Origin of the sequence: Streptomyces sp. TRM70350 (assembly GCF_019219825.1) — a bacterium.
Taxonomy (GTDB): domain Bacteria; phylum Actinomycetota; class Actinomycetes; order Streptomycetales; family Streptomycetaceae; genus Streptomyces.
Map to the genome: position 1 here is coordinate 1 of NZ_JAHUXH010000012.1, position 19299 is coordinate 19299.

A 19299-nucleotide genomic window follows, 5' to 3' on the forward strand; every position below is an offset into this window, starting at 1 on the left:
AACCATCTGGATCAGCAGCCTCCTGAAACCTCATTGATCACAACCGCAGACAGTCCCTAGAGGTGAAGTTCTCCGACGCCCGGGGCCTGGTCGCTGAAGTACTGACGCAGGTGCCGCCGGTTGAACCGGTCGCCGCGGCGCAGGAGATGGCCGCGGCCCGCCGCGGTGCGGCCGAGGACGTGGTAGCGCAGGACGTTGGCAGCGATCAGGGGCGGTACCGCCCATGGCAGGGCCATGGGCAGGCGCAGGTCGCGCATGCCCTGGCGGCCGAGGAAGTAGCGCAGCATGCTCAGCAGCCGCGCCCGGGCGTAGGCGCGGCGCAGCCGGGCGAAGCGGGCGAAGTGCAGGGTGCTCTGGGCTTCCACGATGGCGTTGGCCAAGGGAGGGCCTGCGGGGCTCCCGTAGCTCTGGGTGAGCAACTGGTGGTAGTTGAGGCGGTGCTGGCGGCGCTCGCTGTCGCACAGCCAGTCCTCGTTCACCCCGATCAGCCGGCCCACGTACTTCCACAGGTGCATCAGCGCCCGCGACTCGGCGCGGGTGACACGTACGCCGAGCAGCCGGACGCCGAGCAGGTTGACGGCACTGAACAGGCCGAGGGTGGCGGCCAGATCGGACTGGTTGACCGGCAGCCCCCACTGGTCGGTGTCCCAGCGCCCGCTGCTTTCCACCTGATGGTTGACCAGGGCGTGCATGAGGCGGACATGCGCCGTGAGACGAAAGCCCACACCGTCGCGCCGCATCGCGTCGTGACCGGTGATCGCGATGGCCCACTGCTGGGTCTCGGCGAGCCTGCGCAGCGCGGAGCCGCCGGTCAGGCCGCCGGTCTCGACCAGCAGGTCCGGCGGCCCACCGAACCGATAGGACCCGATCAGCGCCAACTGCATCAGCACATCCGCGGAGTTGCGGCCGAGCCGCCGTGCCACCCGGCCGCCCGCGTTGACCAGGTCGAAGTCCACCCAGTCCGGCACCGGGTCGACCGCCGCGAAGAAGTCCCGCAGGGGCCGCGGAGGGTTGTGCACCGCGTCGATCCCTTCGGCGAGCGCGACCCGGAACTGCTTCATCGTCACCCGGTCCGGATGCGAGGCGTCGGTGATCCGCATGGCTCTCGCCAGTGCCGCCCCCACCTCGTCGCGTGCCGTCAGCCGCTCGCCGATGGTGTCCGACAACGCAGGATCCGGGGCGCCTTGGCGCAGCAGCAGCCGCAGTGGCCGCCCCAGGCGGCGGTTGATCTTCTCGGTCTCGCGGAAGCGCCTCGGATACGCAACCGGGGGCGCCGGGTGCACCGGGGGCGTCGCCCAGTCATTCGGTCCGACGGAGGTATCACGTGGTGGTTGCTTGTGTGCGACCATGAACCGATGCTGACAGCCGCCCGTACTCGCGTTCAATTCGCGTTCTGAACGCCATGCCGCCCTCACGTCGCAGCTCGCCGCGCACCGCGACCGCTCGCATCTCGCCGCGCAAGACGCCGCGCCAGGAACGCTCCCGGGCGATGGTGGAGCGCATCCTCGACGCCGGCCGGCAGACGCTGACCGAGTACGGATACGAGGGCGCGTCGACCAACCGGATAGCGGCGGCGGCCGGGATCAGCCCCGGCTCGCTGTACCAGTACTTCCCCAACAAGGACGCCATCGTCTCGGCCGTCCTCGAGGGGTACAGCGACGCGCTCGTCTCCCGTGTCAGCGCGCAGTTGTCCGGCCAGTTCGACAAACCCGCGCCCGTGGTCGTGCGGACCACCTTCGCCGCGCTGCTCGACGGGCTCGACGTCGAACCGGGGTTTCTGCGCGCCGTGGTCGAGCACGGCCCCCGGCTCGATGACGGCCGTACCCTGCGCGCCTTCGAGCACCGCATCGGTGAACTCGTCCTCGCCTATCTGACGACGCACCGGGCGGGCCTGCGCCCGGACGTGCCGCTCGATGCGGCGGTGTGGATGCTGGTGCGCATGGTCGAGCACCTCACCGTGCGCTACCTGCTCGACCGTCCGCCCATCCCGCGCGAGCAGTTCCTGGACGAACTGAGCCGCCTCGCCCTCACCTACGTGAAGCCGGCCTCGTAATGCGAGCTGTGCACGAGCGATTCCCGGGTTTCCGACAACTCTGTCGGTTGGGTCGGGTAGTTTCTTCAGCCAGTACGCACACCGAGGACAGGGGAGCACGGTGACGGAGATCGCGGCCACTGGACCCAAGAAGGCGGCCGGCCCGAAGAAGCGGATGCGTGGCCCGGCCCGCCGCGACCAGATCCTCGCCGCGGCGGTGGAAGTGTTCGCCGCCAAGGGCTACAGCGCCGCCTCCATGGGGGACATCAGCGAGGCGGCCGAGGTGGCCCGGCCTGTGCTCTACGACCACTTCGCCTCCAAGCAGGTGCTGTATCTGAACGTGCTCGCGGAGCAGAACGCGGCGCTGATCGCCCAGGTGGGCGCCGGCATCTCGGGCAGCGGCGGGCCGCGCGACCGGATGCGGGCCACGATCGAGGCGTTCTTCGCCTTCGCCGAGCAGCACCCGGCGGCCCGCACGGTGCTCTACGACCACACGGACGAGGGCGACCCGGAGATCGAGGTGGTCCGGCGCGGCTACTGGGACACCCGGGTCAAGGTCGTGACCGCGATGCTGGGCGAGGACCTGGAGCGCGTCGGCGTGGATCCCGCTTCGGTGGAGGCCGAGCTGACGGTGGAGTTGCTGACCAACGGGCTCAACGGACTCGCCCGTTGGTGGCTGCGGCATCCGCAGACCCGTCGTGCCACGCTGGTGGCCACCGCCGAACGCCTGCTGTGGAACGGTATGGCGCGCTTCGGCACGTCTCCCGGCCAGCACTCCTAGGGGGCCGTGCCGGTCCTCTCCCAGCCTCCGGTCCACCGGGCCGGAGGGAACGGCAGCCCGCCGAGGGCTGCCGTTTTTCGTGTGCCTCGACGACAGCATCGACGACGTGTTCCACCAGGGCGTCCTCCCGTCCCGACGCGCCGACGGGGGGTCAACTGTGCGTGAACTCTTGACCGTTGCCATGTCCGCGCCCATAGTGAGCCCCCGTAACCGACACTCCTGTCGGAAGTGAGGAGCCGTGATGAACACTCACTCGAGAGCGGACGACGAAGACAGGGCGAGAGACGACAAGCGGGGCACCGTCAACCGCAGGGTCGTGGTGACCGGCATCGCGGCCACGGTCGCGGGCGCGGCGGCCACCGGCGTGGCCAGTGCGGGCCCGGCCTCGGAACCGAGCCGGGCCAAAAGCCCCCGCGGGGCGGACAGCGGACGGCGCGTGGCCGTACTCGGCGGCGGCATAGGCGGACTGACCGCGGCCCACGAGTTGGCCGAGCGGGGCTTCGAGGTCACCGTCTACGAACGCAAGGAGCTGGGCGGCAAGGCGCGCAGCATCCCGGTCCCCGGCACCGGTGGCGGGGGCCGGTCGGATCTGCCCGGCGAGCACGGTTTCCGGTTCTTCCCGGGCTTCTACCAGAACATCCCGGAGACCATGGCCCGGATTCCCTTCCCGGGCAACAGCCGTGGCGTGGCCGACAACCTGGTGGCCGGTGAACGGATCCTGGCCTGCTGGGACGGCAAGCCCTACTACCTGCCGACCTCGGCCACCGCGCCGGAGAACTTCACACCACAGGCACTCCTCGACTACCTCAAGACGCTCCTCCAGGCACTGGAGGCCGTCCCCGCCAAGGACATCGCGTTGTTCGCGAGCAAGGTGGTCGCTTTCCTGACGAGCGGACCCAAGCGCCGCATGGGCCAGTGGGAGAACACCGGCTACGCCGACTTCGTCGGCATGGACAAGCTGTCACCCGCCGGACGGGAGCTCCTCGTCGACCTGTTCACCTCCACCCTGGTGGCCGCCAAACCGGAGAAGGCCAACGCGCGCACCATGGGTCTGATGATGGAGGGCTGGCTCAACGCCACCTTCCAGCAAGGCGGTTACACCAACCCCGACCAGCTGCTCAACGGGCCGACCAACGAGGTGTTCATCGACCCCTGGGTGACCTACCTCAAGCGCCTCGGGGTGACCTTCAACGTCGGCTGGACCGTCACCGGCCTGACCTTGAGCGGCGGCAGGATCACGGGGGCCACCGCGACCGGCCCGTCCGGGGCGCCGTCCGCCGTCCAGGCGGACTGGTACGTCCTCGCCGTCCCGGTGGAGCGGGCCCTCCCGCTGCTCAACTCGCAGATCCTGGCCGCCGATCCGCGACTGAAGAAGCTGCGGCTCCTCGAGACCGACTGGATGAACGGTGTCCAGATCTACACCACCACGCCGGTGCCGATCGTCAAGGGCCATGTCGCCTACGTCGGTCAGCCCTGGGCGGTGACCTCGATCAGTCAGGGGCAGTTCTGGGAGGGGGACTTCGCGTCCCGCTACGGCGACGGCAAGGCGGTGGACTGCCTCTCGGTGGACGTGTCCAACTGGGACGCCCCCGGCATCATCTACCGCAAGTCGGCGCGCGAGTGCAGTCGGCAGCAGATCGTCGAAGAGGTCCTGGCCCAGATCCGCGCCGCCCTGCCCGACGCCGACGACGTACTGCCGGATTCGATCGTCCACTCCTGGTTCGTCGACCCCGCGATCACCGGCGAAGGCACCCCCGACGTCGCCAACGACGAACCCCTGCTCGTCAACACGCCCGCATCGTGGAGCCATCGGCCCGAGGCGACGACGGCGATCCCGAACCTCTTCCTCGCCGCGGACTATGTGCGCTGCAACATCAACCTGGCCACCATGGAAGGCGCCAACGAGGCCGGACGTGCCGCGGCCAACGGCATCCTGGACGCCGCCGGCTCCTCGGCGGGCAGAGCCACCATCAAGAAGCTCTACGAACCGCCCGTGATGAAACCGTTCTGGGCCAGGGACGACCTCGACTACGCCTTCGGCCTTCCTAACCAGTTCGACATCATCGATCCCATCCGGCCCTGATACACGTCGGCCGGAAGAAGGAAGCGGGATGACTGATCGCGTCGCCATCATCGGCGCGGGGTTCGCCGGTCTGTGCATGGCCATCCGACTCGCACAGGCCGGCGTCACCTCCTTCACGGTGTACGAGAAGGCCGACGACCTCGGCGGGGTGTGGCGGGACAACACCTACCCCGGAGCGGGCTGCGATGTGCCCTCGCACCTGTACTCGTACTCCTTCGCGCCCCGCGCGGACTGGAGCCGCGCCTACCCCCTGCAGCCCGAACTGCTGCGCTACCTGCACGACTGCGCAGACACCCACGGGATCCGCCCCCGGATCAGGTTCCACACCGAGATCACCTCCGCCGCGTACGACGAGACCGCCCAGCGGTGGGAGCTGCGCACCGCCGACGGCGGCACGCGCCACGCCCAGGTCCTGGTGACCGCGGTCGGGCAGCTCAACCGGCCCAGGTTCCCCGACTATCCGGGCCTTGGCGACTTCACCGGCACCACCTTCCACTCGGCGCGCTGGAACCACCACCACGACCTGACCGACGAGGTGGTCGGAGTGATCGGCACCGGCCCGAGCGCCGTCCAGTTCATTCCGCGGATCGCGCCCAAGGTGCGCACCCTGCGGGTGTTCCAGCGCTCCGCGAACTGGGTCATGCCCAAATGGGACTATCGCTACGGGCCGGTCCACCGGGCCCTGTTCACCACCCCCGCCGGCCGACTGGCCTTCCGCGGCGGATGGTTCGCCTTCGGAGACACCGTCCTGTACTCGGCCGTCCGCGGCGGACGACTCGGCAAAATCATCGAGTACCTGTGCCGTCGCCAACTGCGCACCCAGATACCCGATCCGGCACTGAGGGCCAAGCTCACGCCCGACTTCCCGCTCGGCTGCAAGCGCATCCTCATCTCCGACGACTACTACCCGGCGCTCGCCCGCGACAACGTCGAGGTCATCACCGAGAAGATCACCCGGATCACACCGCGGGGCATCCAGACCGCCGACGGCACCGAGCACCCACTGGACACCGTGATCCACGGCACCGGATTCACCGCGACCGAGTTCCTCGCCCCCATGACCATCACCGGCCGCGACGGACGCCAGTTGCGCGAACATGCCTGGGCCGGGGGAGCCGAGGCCTTCCTGGGCATGGCCGTGCCCGACTTCCCCAACCTGTTCCTGCTGTACGGGCCGAACACCAACCTCGGCAACAACTCGGTGATCCTCATGATCGAAGCCCAGGTCCGCTACATCCTCTCCTGCCTCGCCACAATGGACCGCGACGGCCGCCGGGAGCTGGAGGTGGCCCCGTACGCCTTCGAATCCTTCCAGCGTCACCTCGAAGACGCCCTGCACACGACCGTCTGGGAGGCGGGCTGCGCCAGCTGGTACAAGACCGACACCGGCAAGGTCACCAACAACTGGCCCCACCGCGCCGCCCGTTACCGCAAACTCACACGCAGACCGGACCCCGCCCACTTCCGCGCCACAACAGATGACCGGGAGGAGCACCCACCCAGGGAACATCCCGGGTGGGTATAGCTCTCCGGCGCCGCGTTGAGTGGCTGACCGCGACCGTGCACAGCGCCCCGTCGCCGCGTGCTTCTTCGTGTTCGTCGCCGGGCAGTCCACCACCGGGCAGCTCATCGCCAGGCTGTGGTCGCGACTGGCGCACGAGGCGGGCTTGGCCGAGGCGTGGGTGGAGGAGGTACTGCAGCGCGAGCCGCCGGTGACCACTTGGCGCAGCGCGTCCCCAGTGAAGCGGTCGACCGGCCGCGGCCGCTAACGGCAGCCGTCGCTGCCGAGGGCGCGCAACAGGAAGGGCAGCAGACGGTCGGCCGTCCGCGCCGCCGCGGGCTCGTCCACCTGGTCCGGCGGCACCGAGGTGAGCAGAAACCTGCTCACCATCGGGCCGATCACCAGGTCGCCGAGCAGGTCGGCGTCCTCGGGCGGCGCGATCTCGCCCCGGTGGACGGCGCTGCGCACGATCTCTTCCACGCGTCGGCGTAGGGGCGTCACGAACGCGGTCGTGAGAGCCTCGGCCAGGGCGGCGTTGTGCGCGGCCTCGCCCACCAGGGCTCGCATCAGCCGCCCGCTCTCGCCGGTCAGAGCGGCGGCCTTGTCCTGGAGCACGGCACGCAGGTCGCCTTCGAGCGTGCCGGTGCCGGGCGGCGTCTTCAGGTCCCGGATGTAGGTCGAGGCGGCCGCGATCACCAGATCCTCCTTGGAGGACCAGCGGCGGTACAGAGTGGCGGTGGACACTTTGGCGCGGGCGGCGACGGCAGTGGTGGTCAGCCCGCCGTAACCGCTCTCGGCCAGCACGGCCAGCGTGGCGTCCAGCAGCGCTCTGTCCCGCGCGGCGTCGCGGGGGCGTCCCCGGTTCGGCGCGGCCTCAGGCATCGAGCAGTCCCGGCAGGTGTTCGGCGAGATGCATGGCGTGCAGCCGCGCGAACTCGTCATGCGTGCAGTGCCCGTAGGCGGGGTGGGGCGCGTGCGGTCCGGTGTGGCCGGTGAACAGGGCCACCGCGTCCGCGAGGGCGGCTGCCGCCTGTGTCGCGGGCAGGTCCGGGTCCAGCGGCGGGGCTCCGTCGATCTCCGCCCCGAGCGGGTGCTTCATCGCTCCGCGGCGCAGGAAGAGGCGTTTGGCCAGGGCGCCTGCCGTGGCGCGGAACAGGGCGGGCTTGAGCCTGGGGTATCCGGTCACGGAGTAGCGGACCGTCTGGGCGCAGTGCTGCAGCGTCTGGGACAGGTTCCAGGGACCGCCGGGAGCCAGCAGTTCGTGCTCGGGGCGGCCGAGATCCTTGGAGAGCCGTTCAGTGAGGCCGGTGAGGGTGGCTGAGGTCATGGCGCCATCCTAGCCGATATCGAAACGAATACTTTTCGTTTCGTATATGCTCCGGCGGCCGCCACCGGCCGTACCAGACCCCAGTCCTGGCGCCAGGTCCAACTTCGGGCGCGCGGTCGGGGACGAGGGGGTCGAGGCGGTCGCCCGCGCCACCGCACCCGACGCCGACTGTCCCGGGTGCGGTGCGCGGTCCGGCACGTCCACAGCGGCTACGAGCGTCGGCTCACCGACACGGCCGTGGGCGGCCTGGAGGTGATGGTCCACCTGCAGGTAAGCCGCTGCCCGCTGCCCGCGTGCCGGTTACCGCTTGTGGGCCTCAGTTACCGGGCTCAAGGCACAGGTACTCGCGGTCTTGGCCAAGGCCGGGTGATCAACCCTGCGTCCGACCTGTTTGGCGTCGACGGCCGCGCCCTTCGAGGAGACCCAGCTGCCCGGCTCGTATGCCCAGCGAGTGGCATCCCTGCTGCAGCTGATCGACCTGCTCGCCGCCGAGGAGAACATGTTCACATCCCGCATCGCCGAGCAACTTCGCGACCACTGCGGCTACCGGGTGATCCAGCAAACTGCCCGGCATCGGCGTCAAGCTCGCGGCGGTGCTCGTCGCCGAGATCGGTGATGTGCGCCGGTTCGCCTCCGACGACCGGCTGTGCTCCTGGAACGGCCTGACCCCGCGTCACTACGAGTCCGACACCGTCGTCCACCGCGGCCACATCACCAAGCAGGGCAGCAAACTCGTGCGCTGGGCGGTCGTGGAGGCGGTTCAGCGCAAGACCACTGCCAAGATCGGCCACGACCGGGCCCGCATCGAGACCCGCATCGGCCACCAGAGAGTTCCGTGGCGGCGGCAGTATGGCGTTGTGTCATGACTGCTCCATAAGTTGTTTGGCGGCCCGGGAGGGCCGGATGTGGCGACCGTGGCTCGCTTCCCACCGACGTCATCGCGAACTCGCCCTGGCCCGAAGGCTGTTCACCCTGTCGTCGGGCCGAGCGTTCGACCACCACTCCGACCTGCGGCGCGTCAGCCGCCTGAACCCGCGCGGCTCCCGGCTCATCGGCCGGGCCGTCCTCGACGCCGCCGCGGGCTGGAGTTACGACGTCGTCGGCGGCCTCGTCCAGGGCGCCGTGCTGATCGCCATCGCCGCGAGGAGGGCTGCCCACGGCTCCGGCCACCATGTGCCCGCCCTGGTCATCCGCAAGGAGCCCAAGCAGCACGGCCTCCGCCGCCGTGTCGTAGCCAGGACATCGTCGGTCACTGCGTGCTGCTCGTGGAGGACACCTCCACCACCGGCGCCTCCACACTCGCTGCCGCGGCGACCGTACGGTCGGAGGGCGCTCATGTCGCGGGGGTCGTCAGGCTCGTCGACTGCGGCGGCGCCTCGGCGATCACCAAGGCCGACATGCCCGTACGCTCCATGCTCACGGCCGCCGACCACTGGAGCGACCGGCATGACCGCGAGCCCCACCCTCATAGAGGCCGCGCACGGTGAGCTGACGCGGCGGTGGAGGGTCCGATGCCCTCACTCTCCGATGACGATGCCTGTCGCCTTGCCGTACTCGCGCAGCCCACCGCGTGCCGTGGCGAGGTCGTCCAGGGTCAGGCCTGGCATGACCGCGGCGACGTACTCGGCCATCGCCGCCTCGCGGTCGATGACGTCGAGCTCCTTCCAGTGCGAGGCGATGTCGCGGCGGTCGGGTTCGGCGGCGATGGAGAGGCCGAGGCGGTCGGCCGCCTGGCCGGCGAATTCCGGTTCGGTGAGGTAGCGGTAGTCCAGGGAGCCGGGCTCGGGCGAGAGCACTTCGACGTCCAGGGAGGCGATGACTCCCCTCCCGGCATCGATCAGCCGCTGCATCGAGTCGATGTTGTCGGCCAGGAGTTCGGGGGTCATGCCCAGGTGACCGATGACGAAACCGACCTTGAGCAGCAGGCCGTGTTCCCGAGCTGTCTGCATGGCCAGCACATTGTGGTCGAACATGAGTTCCGCCCGATGGGCGGGATCATTGTCCTTGATCGGGCTCAAGGGCTTGTTCATGGCCATGAGGGAGACCGGCGCCCCGGCGTCCAGGCCCACCATGAGCTGCCGGACCCCGAGCTGGCGAAGCGTTTCTGCATGGCGGGGGTTGGACAGCCCGTCGGCACGCGCATAGCCCACCATGACCGGACGCTCGTTCTCCGGGATCCCGGTCCACCACTGCGGGGCCTCGTCGAGCATGCCGCGCAGCAGGCCGCCGAAGGTCAAGGGAAGTTCGTCAGCGGTCAGATAGAGGTAGTCGTAGGCGTTGTGGCTCATGTGCTCGACGAGTTGCCAGGCCGCGTGCGGGTCGTGGACCGAGTTCTTCCACATCCCGCCGAACTGGATCGAGCAGAACGAACAGGCGTCGTTGCGGCGGAACTTGATACAGCCCCGGCCGATCTCCACGGGCATGCCGGCGTGCAGTTCCACGCCGAGCATCTTGCGCAACTGCGGGGCGACGCGTGTCTGGAAGTTGGCCTTGTAGGGCGTGGTGTGGTCGAAGACGGCGTCGACCAGGTCGTGGCGCAGAGCGGTGAAGACCGGCTCGGGCCGCTGCGGGACGGAGATGACCCGTCCGTCGCGCCAGACCGCGATACCCGGGTAGGCCGCCGGTTCCTGGAGTCGGCCGGCGTTCAGGTCCGCGATGAGCGCGCGGAAGGGGCCGACGACTTCGTTGCCACGGAAACCGAAGTCGATGCAGTCGTGATGGTTGGTCAGGCACTGCTCGGTCAGTGCGGTGAAGTGATCATTGCCCATGACCGTCCATATCCGCGGGCGTACCGCTTTGGCGTGGGCGAGGATCGCGAGCGCGGCTTCATAGGTGGCGGTCAGAGCACTGGTGCACACCGCGAGAATGCCGCCGGCATGGGTGTCGATGTAGTCCAGCAGGGTGGGCCAGGGCACGACCGTGCCGTCGATGTACACCGGCGTCACCTCGGGGATGTCCGCCAGTGCCGAGGCGAGGGTCAGCACGCCCAGGCTGGGAAAGTTGGACCAGTCGGTGTGGTCCTCCGGGCGGGTGACGGTGCAGGTGGCGCCGTCGAGGACGGTGTTGGAGTTGGGCGGGTTGACGATGAGCACCTGTGCCATACGTGCAACTCCTCATGCTGGCGGGCTCGTTCATGGCCCGCACGAGGCCGTCGAAAAAGGGCAACAGGAACACACGGTAGGTACAGGTGTGATCAAATAGTGCTCGAATCGACCGGTTCGACGTATTTCTGGACAGACATGGCCTGATGTTGCGGGGATGTGGCTGACTTGTTGCCGATCCGTTCAGGCCGGTACGGGGGTGATCTCCGGCTGGAGGACGGCCATCACGAAGTGGAGTCGTTCGTCCGCCTGATTCCCGTAGCCGTGCTCGCGGTCGGCGGCGAACACGGCGGCATCCCCGTGATGGAGAACGACCGACTGCCCTTCGACGTCGAGGGACAGCTGACCGCGCAGCACATAGACGATCTCCCAGCTGCCGGCCGCGTGCGCCTCGCCGCTGTACCGGTCGCCCGCGGCGAGGCGCCAGTCCCACATCTCTATGGCGTTGGGCAGTTCGGAGCCGACGAGGAGTCGGCCGCTGCTGCCGGGCAGCCCCTCCCACAGCCGGGCGGCCTCCCCGTCCCGCACGACGCGGACCGCGGTGTTCTCGGCGTCCCGCAGCAGCCGCGCCAGCGCCACACCGAGAGCGTCGGCCAGCCGACACAGGGTCGCGATACTGGGGTTGGTGCTCGCCTTCTCGATCTGCAGGAGCACGCCCTTGCTCACACCCGCGCGGGCCGCGAGGGTCTGCAAGCTCCATCCACGCCCGGCGCGCAGGGCCCGTACGTTGTATGCGATCGCCCGGTTCGCCGCCTCGGCAGCACTTGCCATTCTCGTTTCCGCCTTCCGCCGGTGCCGGTTCCGCGCGTGTTGTCGTCCTGCCCGTACGGTCCAGCAAACTAACCCGGTCGGGTCGGTTTACCGAACCCATGCGGTGACCGGGGCAGCACGCCACGGCGCGATACGTACGGAGGGGGAACTCAAGTGGCGCTTTTACTCGGGTTGGTGTCGAGCATGCTGTGGGGCGCGGCGGACTTCGTCGGGGGCCGGTTGTCGCGGCTGCGATCCGCGTACTCGGTGATCTTCGTGGCCCAGGTGGCGGCCCTGGTGGGCACGGCCGTGTACCTCATCGCCGAGGCGGAACCGGCGTTGGACACCTCGGCGCTGGCCTGGGGGGTGGTGGCGGGGCTGGCGGGAGCGGTCGCCCTCGGCGCGTTCTATCGGGCCCTGGCCATCGGGCAGATGGGCCTGGTGGCCCCGGTGGCCTCTACTTCCGTGGTTCTTCCCGTCGTCGTCGGTGTGGTCCAGGGACAGACACCTCCGCCGCTGCAGTTCATCGGCCTGGCGACGGCGGGCCTGGGTGCCTGCCTGGCCGTGGCACCCGAGTTGAGGTCCGGCCCCGGTGCGCGTGCGTCGTCCGCTCAGTCGATCGGCCTGGCGCTGCTGGCCGCCGCGGGGTTCGGGGTGGTCCTGATCGCCATAGCCGAAGGCAGCCGGTCGTCGGTCCCCCAGACCCTGTTCGGCCAGCGGGCCGCCTACGTCGTCGCCGTCGGGCTGGTCCTGCTGCTGCGCGCCGGCCGGGGTGAGCGTCAGCCGCGCTGGAGCCGGTCCCAGCTGGGGGCCGCCGTGGCGGTCGGACTGGCCGACATGGCCGCCAATCTGATGTACGCCCACGCCACCCACACCGGCCTGCTGCCCGTGGTGTCGGTCCTCTCCTCGCTGTACCCCGTCGCCACCGTCCTCCTGGCACGCTGGTTCGACGACGAGCGTCTCCGCCCGCTGCAACTCGCCGGGATCTCCGCGACGTTCCTCGGCGTCGCCTTCATCGGGGCCGGCTGAGGCCCGCGTAAGTACCCTTGAGTCCGCCCTGATGTGCCTTTGCTGAACAATTTCTCGAAGTATGGACATGTTCTTGCCAGGCACAGGAGACCGTGATTTCGTCACAGGCCGAGAGTGGCTGCGAGACCCTCTCAGGGGTTGCACAGGGGCTGCGTCGCATGTCCGTTCGTGCAGGGGGAGCAGGAAGGGCATCAATTGAGGGAGGGGCTCTACGCCGCGTTCCGGGCCACGGCCATGTCCACCCCGCGTGCGTCGGCCGTGGTCGGCCACGACGGAATCACGTGGTCGTACGAGGAGTTGCTGGCGGCGGTGGACGCCGCCGCCGAGCGCCTGTCGGGGCGCTTTCAGCCGGGTGACGTGCTGGGACTCGCCGCCGACGATCCGGGAACGTTTCTCGCGCTCTATCTCGCGGCCGCCAGGCTCGACATCGTGACCGTCCTGCTGGACAGCCGCCTGTCCGCTGCGGAGCTGGAACGCAGCGCGGCGAAGTACGACCTGGCCTGGCTGGCGGTCGACCGGCTGCCGGACGACCCGTCCGCCGCGGGTGGGTTCGATCTGGAGGCCGTCAACGGGGCGCGCACGCACCGCGCTCGGGCGCTCGGCCGATACGCCGCCGACGACTTCGTCGTGCACTGCACCTCCGGTTCGACCGGTGAGCCCAAGGGCATCGTCATGAGCCAGGCCGCCATCGAGGCGCGGGTCCGGCTGTGGAGCGGGGAGTTGGCGCTGGGCCCCGAGGACGTGGTGCTGTGCGCACTGCCGCTGGCGCACTGCCATGGCATCGATGTCCTGACCCTGCCGGCGCTGCTGAACGGGGCGACCGTGGTGTTCGCCCGGGCCGGGCGGCTCACCGGCCGGGGACTGGCACGGCAGATCGACCGGCACGGCGTGACACTGATGAGCGGACTGCCCGTCATGTACCAGATGCTCACCGCCGGTGGGGTGCCGGCCACGTCGCTGAAGACGCTGCGCATGGCCATATCCGGCAGCGCGCCGCTGGCGACCAGTACGCAGGAGGAGTTCCTGCGCCGGTACGGCCTGCCGCTGCGTCAGGTGTACGGGCTGTCCGAGATCGGCGTGATCTGCTTCGACAAGCGGTACGTCGGCGGCGGCTCCATCGGGAAACCCATCGCCGGTGTCGCGTGGCGACTTGAGCCCGTGGCGGACGCGAACCCCGCGCAGGACGGTTCGGGGCCGGAGCCGCTCCACGAGCTGTACGTCCGCGGGCCCGCCCTGGCCCGTGGCTACTACGACGACCCCGCCGCCACTGCGGAGATGTTCGAGGACGGCTGGCTCAGAACGCGGGACATCATCCGGGCGGACCCCGAGGGCTGGTACGTACGCGGCCGTCAGTCCGGCTTCATCAACGTCGCCGGGAACAAGGTCGGACCACTCGAGGTCGAGGCCGCGCTGCGCGAATGCCCCGGAGTGCTGGAGAGCGCCGTCGTCGGCATCCCCGACCCCGGGACCACCGAGCGGGTGGCGGCCCTGATCGTCACCGACGACACCTTCGAACTGGGCGCGGTCCAGCGGCGGCTCGCCGACCGGCTGCTGTCGTACCAGCTCCCACAGCGGTACGAGACCGTGCCGGCGCTCCCGCGCACTCCGCTCGGCAAGACCGACTACGCCGCCGTGAAGCGGCTGCTGCACACCCACGAGGGGGACGACACGTGACCGGTGGTGCGATCCAGGACGCGCCCGCCGTCGCCGACACCGAGGCGAGGCTCGACACCGTGGCGGGCGGACTGTTCGCGGCGCTCGCGGCGCGGCCGCCCGAGGCGCACGAACAGGACGCAAAGGCCGTGTTCGCCCTGCTCAAGGACACCCGCGCCACGACCATGCTGATCCCCCGGGACTGCGGCGGGGCCGGGCACACGGCGGCCGACGCCGTACGGTTCCAGCTCGCCCTCGGCACCCTGGCGCCGTCGGCGGCCATCGCGACGACCATGCACCACTACAAGATCGCCGCCCTCGGCCGGGTCGCCACGGCCGGGGACGAGAACGCCCGGGTGATCCTCCAGGACATCGCGAGCGAGGCCAAGCTGATCGCCTCCGGCGGTGCCGAGTCCACTCCCGGCCGCGATCTGCGGAGCCTGGGGAGCTGGGCGGTCCGCGACACCGACGACGCCGGCTACCGCGTCACCGGGCTGAAGCGGCCCTGCTCCCTGTCCACCAGCATGGACCTGATGTCCCTGATGGTGGAGCTGCGCGCGCCCGACGGCTCCCCCGAGGGGTACGCCCAGGCCTTCGTGGACGCCGGCGCCCCCGGACTGGAACGCGAGACGTTCTGGCGGAGCCCGGTCTTCCGCGCCGCCGAGAGCCATGCCGTGCGCCTGTCCGACGTGCACGTCGCACGCGACCACGTCTTCCCGCTGCGGGGGGAGACCGGCCGCCGCTTCGCCGCCGACTGCTACCTCTGGTTCCAACTGCTCATCAGCGCCTCCTACCTCGGCGTGGCCTCCTGCCTGGCCCAGGCGACCCCGCCCGACAGGCGCGCGGGCTCACCGCGGTGGACCCGGGCGGTCGAGGAGATCCGCCGCCTGGAGGACGGTCTGCTCGACGCGGCGCGCGCCGTGGACGACGACCGGTCCGTCGGCGAACAGCTCAACCTGGCGGTCGAGGCACGCGACCGCGTCGAGGACGACATCACCGGCATCGGCGGTCTGCTGCTGCGCGCGGCCGGCGGCGCCGGCTTCGCCCTGAGCGGCTTCGCCACGACGCTCGCGGGAGCGCTCAGCGCGATCGCCTTCCATCCACCGCAGCGCGGGGCTCGCGAGGGCATCGGCCTGGAACTGCTGAACGCCGAGTCGAGGGAGCGCGCGTAAGCCATGTACACCCGAGAGCACTTCAGTGTTCCCCTGCCCCTGATGTGCGACTTCGTACAAGAGAAGTCGTTCGGCGTCCTCGCCACCTTCCACGACGGCCGCGTCCACACCTCTCCCCTGCCCCTCGATCTGCGCGAGACCGAGGACGGCGAGCTGTTCGTCGCCGGACACGTCGCCCGGGCCAACGACATGGCGGAGGCGTTCGCGGCGGGGCCTCCGGCCACCGTCACGGTGCTGGGGCCGGACACCTTCGTGCCCGCCGAGTGGTTCGGCACCCGCAGCCGCATCCCGACCTGGCTGTACTGCGCCGTGGAGATCTCCGGCCGACTGGAACTCAGCGACGCCGCCCGCACTCGCGAGGACGTCGTCGTGCTGATCGACCGGCTGCAGAAGAAGGCGGTCGCGGGCTCGACCTGGACGCTCGGGGAGATACCGGAGAACCTGACCGAGGGGTACCTGAAGAACATCGTCGGCTTCCGGCTGCTGGACCTGGAGTTCAAGTCCTGCTTCCGGCTGAACCAGCGCAAGGGCGGCACGGACAGCCTGGCCGAGGCACTGGCCGACAGCGACGAGACCGACCGGCTCGAGCTGGCGAAGCTGGTGCTCCAGCCACCGACCGCCACGGCCGCCCCGACCGCATGACGGCCACCGTGGAAGCACCGGACGCCCTGGGACGGCTGCTGGACCTCCCACCGAGCGGGCGCCCCGCCGTCGAGTGGCGCGGCGAGACCCTCACGTACGCCGAACTCGCCGCCGACGTCGAGGAACTGACGGGCACTCTGGTCGAGGCGGGGGCGCCCGGGACGCACGTCCTGCTCCTGGGGCCGCTGTGTCCCGCCTACGTCGTGGGGCTGCTGGCGTGCCTGCGCGCGGGTGCGGTGCCGGTGCCCACGGACGCCGGGCTGACACCCGACCGGTACGCGTGGGCCGAGCGCGTCGCACGGCCGTCGGCCATCCTGAGCAGCGATGTCTCGGCTGTGGCGCACTACCGCGGGCGGGCCGGTGACGGCGACCTCCATGAGATGGTCCTGGACGCCGCGACCGGACGCGTCGTCCTCACCACCGCCCCACGGCAGCGGCGGCAGTCACCTCCCGCCTGGCGGCACCAGGACCGTGACGCGGGCTATCTCATCCCCACGTCGGGGTCGACCGGCGCGCCGAAGGCGATCGTGGGCAGCCGCAGGGGCCTGCACGCGTTCCTGTCCTGGTTCACCGAGGAGTTTGCCTTCGGCGAGGGGGACGTCTGCGCCGCCGTCACGCGGGTGAACTTCGACCCGTCGCTGCGGGAGCTGCTGGGGGTGCTGACGGCCGGCGGCACGCTGTGCCTGCCCGAGGTCGACGCCCAGCTGGACCCGCGGGCGCTCGGCGGCCACCTGGCCCGGTCGCGGGCGACGCTCGCCTTCCTCGTACCGTCCCTCGCCCGCCGGGTCGGGGACGCGCTGCGGGCCGAGTCCGTCCGGCTGGACTTCCTGCGCCTGGGGTTCTTCGCGGGGGAGGTGCTGCCGGCCCGGGTGGTCGAGCAGTGGAGCGAGCTCGCGCCGGGTGCCGAGTTCGTCAACCTCTACGGGATGACCGAGGGGACGCTGGCCCAGCTGTTCCGGCGTGGGGTTCGGGTGGGGCGGGCCGACGGAGAGGCAGCGGGCGGCGCTGCGTTCGGTGTGCCCGTCGGGCGGCCCCGGCCCGGTGTGTCGGTGGAGATCGACCGGCCCGACGCGGACGGCCACGGAGAGGTGCTCGTCGCCTCGTCGGCCCCGGCCCTCGGGACACTCGCGGACGGGGCGGGACCGGCGCCGGGCACGTTCCGTGTCGACCCGATGCCCGCCCCGCTGCGCACCGGTGACATAGGGCGCCGTACCGAGGGCGGCGAGTTGATGATCGTGGGCCGGCTGGGCGACGACCTGAAGGTCTCCGGCAGGCGCGTCGCCTACCACCACTTCGTCGACGACGTCGAGGAACTCGTCGGCGTGGACCAGTGCGTCGTCGTCGACCGGCAGGGGCCGCACGCCTTCGTCGCCGCGGCATGGCTTCAGCCGGGCCAGGAGGAGACGCTGAGCGAGCAGGTCCGCGATGTCGCCAAGCGGCACGGGCTGCCGGTTCCGGCGGTCCATCCGCGCCGGGAGCTGCCGCTGCTTCGCAGCGGCAAGGTCGACCGGGTTGCCCTGGCCACGTCCGTCGAGCACTCGTCGGACTCCGGGGGCGCGCCGCCACCCGGCCCGGGTGCCACCGTCACCGATGTGCTGCTCGGGTTGCTCGGACTTCGAGAGGACCCAGCAGCCGCGGGGGCGGCACCGGATGCGACGTCGTTCGTGGACGCGGGGCTGTCGTCCCTGGACATGATGGACTTCGTCGCGAAGGTCGAGCAGCGCTTCGGGACCGTCCTTTCGGTGCGGGAGTGCTTCGCCCATCGCGATGTGGCGTCGCTGGCGCGGGCGATCGAGCGCGGCGGTATTGCCGGTGGCACCGGGCAGGGGGCCGGTGCCGAGTCCGACGGGCACCCGAGCGAGGGCCGCCGGGCCGCGCCCGAAAGAGACCGCCCGGCGGCCGACGAGCACCGCGGCGAGCATCTCGTTCCCCTGTCGACCCGTCAGGTGGCCTACATGGCCATTTGCATGGCGGACGGCAACGCCAACTGGTGCAACCTCTCCCGCGAGATCCGGATCGACCGGGTGCTCACGACCGACGAGGTGCGGGCGGCCGCCGACCTGCTGACCCGACGGCACGACGTGCTCCGGCTCTCGCTCACCCCCGACTGGTCGCAGCAGGTCTACTCCGAGCCCGACGCCGCACGCTGCCCGGTCACCGTCCACGAGGCCCCCGGTCCCGGTGAGCACCGCGCACGGGTTCAGCAGGCCCGCGCCGAGACCGTGGCACGGCTGATCGACCCCGCGGGGGCCCCGCCGCCCATGAGGGTCGTCGTGGTCCCCGGCGACGGCATCACGTCCGTCATCCTGGTCGCGCACCACCTCTTCCTCGACGGCCTGAGCATGGACCTGATCGCGGACGAGCTGCGCTCGGCGCTCCAGGGCTCCGCGCTCGACGACGCCCCGCCGCCCTCCGGATACCGCGCCTACTGCCGGGCGACGCGGCGCCCGGACCGGCCCGCGCCCGCCGCCGCCTACTGGCGCACCTTCCTGCGGGACGCCGAACAGATCACGCTGCCGGAGGCGACGGGCGACGACGCCCGCGTCGGCGAACTGGTGTCGCGCCCGTTCGGCGTGACCTGTTCCCGGGCAGCCCATCGGATCGCGGTGGCCACGGGCGTCTCCGTCTTCCCGGTCGTCCTGGCCGCCTTCGACCTGGCCGTCTCCCGGACGTTCGGACTGGACCAGCTGTCGATCGTCGTCCCGGTGCAGGTGCGCGACGAGGTGGCCGCCACCACCGCCGGGATGTTCATGAGCCAGCTCGTCGTACGCGGCCCCGACGCGGTGTCGCTGCCGGACCGGGCGCTGGCGTACGCCGAGCAGCTGCGGGTCGGCACGGCAAGCAGCGCATGGGAGTTCGACCAGCGGATCGAGGAGCTCGGGCTGGCCGGGGCCGACTGCTTTCCGCTGTCCACGGTGCTGTTCAACCAGCACCCCAAACGGCGTGGGCTCAAGCCCCGCGACCTCGGTGCGTGGCAGCCGAGGTCGCTGGGGCGGACGCTGCGCTACCAGTTGCAGGGCGAACTGCAGGTATCGGCCTCCGAGATGGCGCTGACTTACTACTACAGGCGGGGGATCGCCATGGACCGTACCGATGTCATCGACCGGCTGCACAACGAGGTGCTCGCGGCGCTGCGGGAGGCGGGGAGGACGTCCTGTGCGGACTGAACCCGCTTCCGGAGCCGGGCTCGCTTCCGCTGCCGCTCCCGCCGCCGGGCTCGGCGACCCC

Annotated in this window: 18 protein-coding genes; 13 read left to right on the top strand and 5 right to left on the bottom strand. The window is 70.6% G+C overall.

Going from position 1 to position 19299, the window contains the following annotated elements:
• Positions 1-56: 56 nt before the first annotated feature.
• The gene (locus tag KWI83_RS19620; RefSeq protein WP_218515670.1) at positions 57-1349 is read right to left on the bottom strand and encodes an oxygenase MpaB family protein; all 1293 of its coding nucleotides are present in this window, start codon (positions 1347-1349) and stop codon (positions 57-59) included.
• Between the two features lie 53 nt (positions 1350-1402).
• Between KWI83_RS19620 and KWI83_RS19625 the strand changes: the two genes are divergently transcribed.
• The 5 genes from KWI83_RS19625 to KWI83_RS19645 all read left to right on the top strand — a co-directional run bounded on the left by KWI83_RS19625 (position 1403) and on the right by KWI83_RS19645 (position 6665).
• Positions 1403-2053 (top strand): TetR/AcrR family transcriptional regulator, encoded by a 651-nt coding sequence (locus KWI83_RS19625; RefSeq protein ID WP_256362534.1) that lies wholly within the window; start codon positions 1403-1405, stop codon positions 2051-2053.
• Positions 2054-2153: 100 nt separating this feature from the next.
• Positions 2154-2813, top strand: a complete 660-nt coding sequence (locus KWI83_RS19630) for a TetR/AcrR family transcriptional regulator (RefSeq protein WP_218515671.1) — start codon at positions 2154-2156, stop codon at positions 2811-2813.
• Positions 2814-3054: 241 nt separating this feature from the next.
• Positions 3055-4896 carry an FAD-dependent oxidoreductase gene (locus tag KWI83_RS19635; RefSeq protein ID WP_218515672.1) on the top strand — a complete coding sequence of 614 codons (1842 nt, stop codon included), beginning with the start codon at positions 3055-3057 and terminating at the stop codon, positions 4894-4896.
• A 28-nt stretch (positions 4897-4924) separates the two neighbouring features.
• A complete protein-coding gene (locus KWI83_RS19640; RefSeq protein WP_218515673.1) occupies positions 4925-6421 on the top strand; it encodes an NAD(P)/FAD-dependent oxidoreductase in 1497 nt (498 codons plus the stop codon).
• 19 nt (positions 6422-6440) lie between these two features.
• Complete coding sequence (locus KWI83_RS19645; protein ID WP_308122114.1) at positions 6441-6665, top strand: hypothetical protein; 225 nt, start codon at positions 6441-6443, stop codon at positions 6663-6665.
• Here the strand turns inward: KWI83_RS19645 and KWI83_RS19650 are convergent.
• Entirely contained in the window at positions 6662-7279 is a 618-nt protein-coding gene (locus KWI83_RS19650) for a TetR/AcrR family transcriptional regulator (RefSeq protein ID WP_218515674.1), read from the bottom strand. The two genes, KWI83_RS19645 and KWI83_RS19650, sit on opposite strands and share 4 nt — an antisense overlap.
• On the bottom strand, positions 7272-7724 hold the full coding sequence (locus tag KWI83_RS19655) for a DUF1569 domain-containing protein (RefSeq protein WP_218515675.1): 453 nt from the start codon (positions 7722-7724) through the stop codon (positions 7272-7274). The genes KWI83_RS19650 and KWI83_RS19655 overlap by 8 nt, the downstream gene beginning before the upstream one ends.
• Before the next feature lie 451 nt (positions 7725-8175).
• Here KWI83_RS19655 and KWI83_RS19660 point away from each other — a divergent pair, with 451 nt between their 5' ends.
• The 3 genes from KWI83_RS19660 to KWI83_RS19670 all read left to right on the top strand — a co-directional run bounded on the left by KWI83_RS19660 (position 8176) and on the right by KWI83_RS19670 (position 9211).
• Positions 8176-8340, top strand: a complete 165-nt coding sequence (locus KWI83_RS19660) for a hypothetical protein (RefSeq protein ID WP_218515676.1) — start codon at positions 8176-8178, stop codon at positions 8338-8340.
• Positions 8318-8590, top strand: a complete 273-nt coding sequence (locus tag KWI83_RS19665; RefSeq protein WP_218515677.1) for a transposase — start codon at positions 8318-8320, stop codon at positions 8588-8590. The genes KWI83_RS19660 and KWI83_RS19665 overlap by 23 nt, the downstream gene beginning before the upstream one ends.
• A 390-nt stretch (positions 8591-8980) precedes the next feature.
• On the top strand, positions 8981-9211 hold the full coding sequence (locus KWI83_RS19670; RefSeq protein WP_218515678.1) for a hypothetical protein: 231 nt from the start codon (positions 8981-8983) through the stop codon (positions 9209-9211).
• 30 nt (positions 9212-9241) lie between these two features.
• Here KWI83_RS19670 and KWI83_RS19675 read toward each other — a convergent pair whose 3' ends face one another.
• Entirely contained in the window at positions 9242-10825 is a 1584-nt protein-coding gene (locus tag KWI83_RS19675) for a radical SAM protein (protein WP_218515679.1), read from the bottom strand.
• Between the two features lie 183 nt (positions 10826-11008).
• A complete protein-coding gene (locus KWI83_RS19680) occupies positions 11009-11596 on the bottom strand; it encodes a helix-turn-helix domain-containing protein (protein ID WP_218515680.1) in 588 nt (195 codons plus the stop codon).
• A 153-nt stretch (positions 11597-11749) separates the two neighbouring features.
• Between KWI83_RS19680 and KWI83_RS40020 the strand changes: the two genes are divergently transcribed.
• The 5 genes from KWI83_RS40020 to KWI83_RS19705 all read left to right on the top strand — a co-directional run bounded on the left by KWI83_RS40020 (position 11750) and on the right by KWI83_RS19705 (position 19238).
• The gene (locus KWI83_RS40020) at positions 11750-12604 is read left to right on the top strand and encodes an EamA family transporter (RefSeq protein WP_308122115.1); all 855 of its coding nucleotides are present in this window, start codon (positions 11750-11752) and stop codon (positions 12602-12604) included.
• Positions 12605-12799: 195 nt separating this feature from the next.
• Positions 12800-14278 (top strand): class I adenylate-forming enzyme family protein, encoded by a 1479-nt coding sequence (locus KWI83_RS19690; protein ID WP_218515682.1) that lies wholly within the window; start codon positions 12800-12802, stop codon positions 14276-14278.
• Entirely contained in the window at positions 14275-15429 is a 1155-nt protein-coding gene (locus KWI83_RS19695) for an acyl-CoA dehydrogenase family protein (RefSeq protein WP_218515683.1), read from the top strand. Before KWI83_RS19690 ends, KWI83_RS19695 begins: the two co-directional genes overlap by 4 nt.
• A 3-nt stretch (positions 15430-15432) precedes the next feature.
• The gene (locus KWI83_RS19700) at positions 15433-16071 is read left to right on the top strand and encodes an FMN-binding negative transcriptional regulator (protein ID WP_218515684.1); all 639 of its coding nucleotides are present in this window, start codon (positions 15433-15435) and stop codon (positions 16069-16071) included.
• Complete coding sequence (locus tag KWI83_RS19705) at positions 16068-19238, top strand: AMP-binding protein (protein WP_218515685.1); 3171 nt, start codon at positions 16068-16070, stop codon at positions 19236-19238. The genes KWI83_RS19700 and KWI83_RS19705 overlap by 4 nt, the downstream gene beginning before the upstream one ends.
• Positions 19239-19299: the final 61 nt, after the last annotated feature.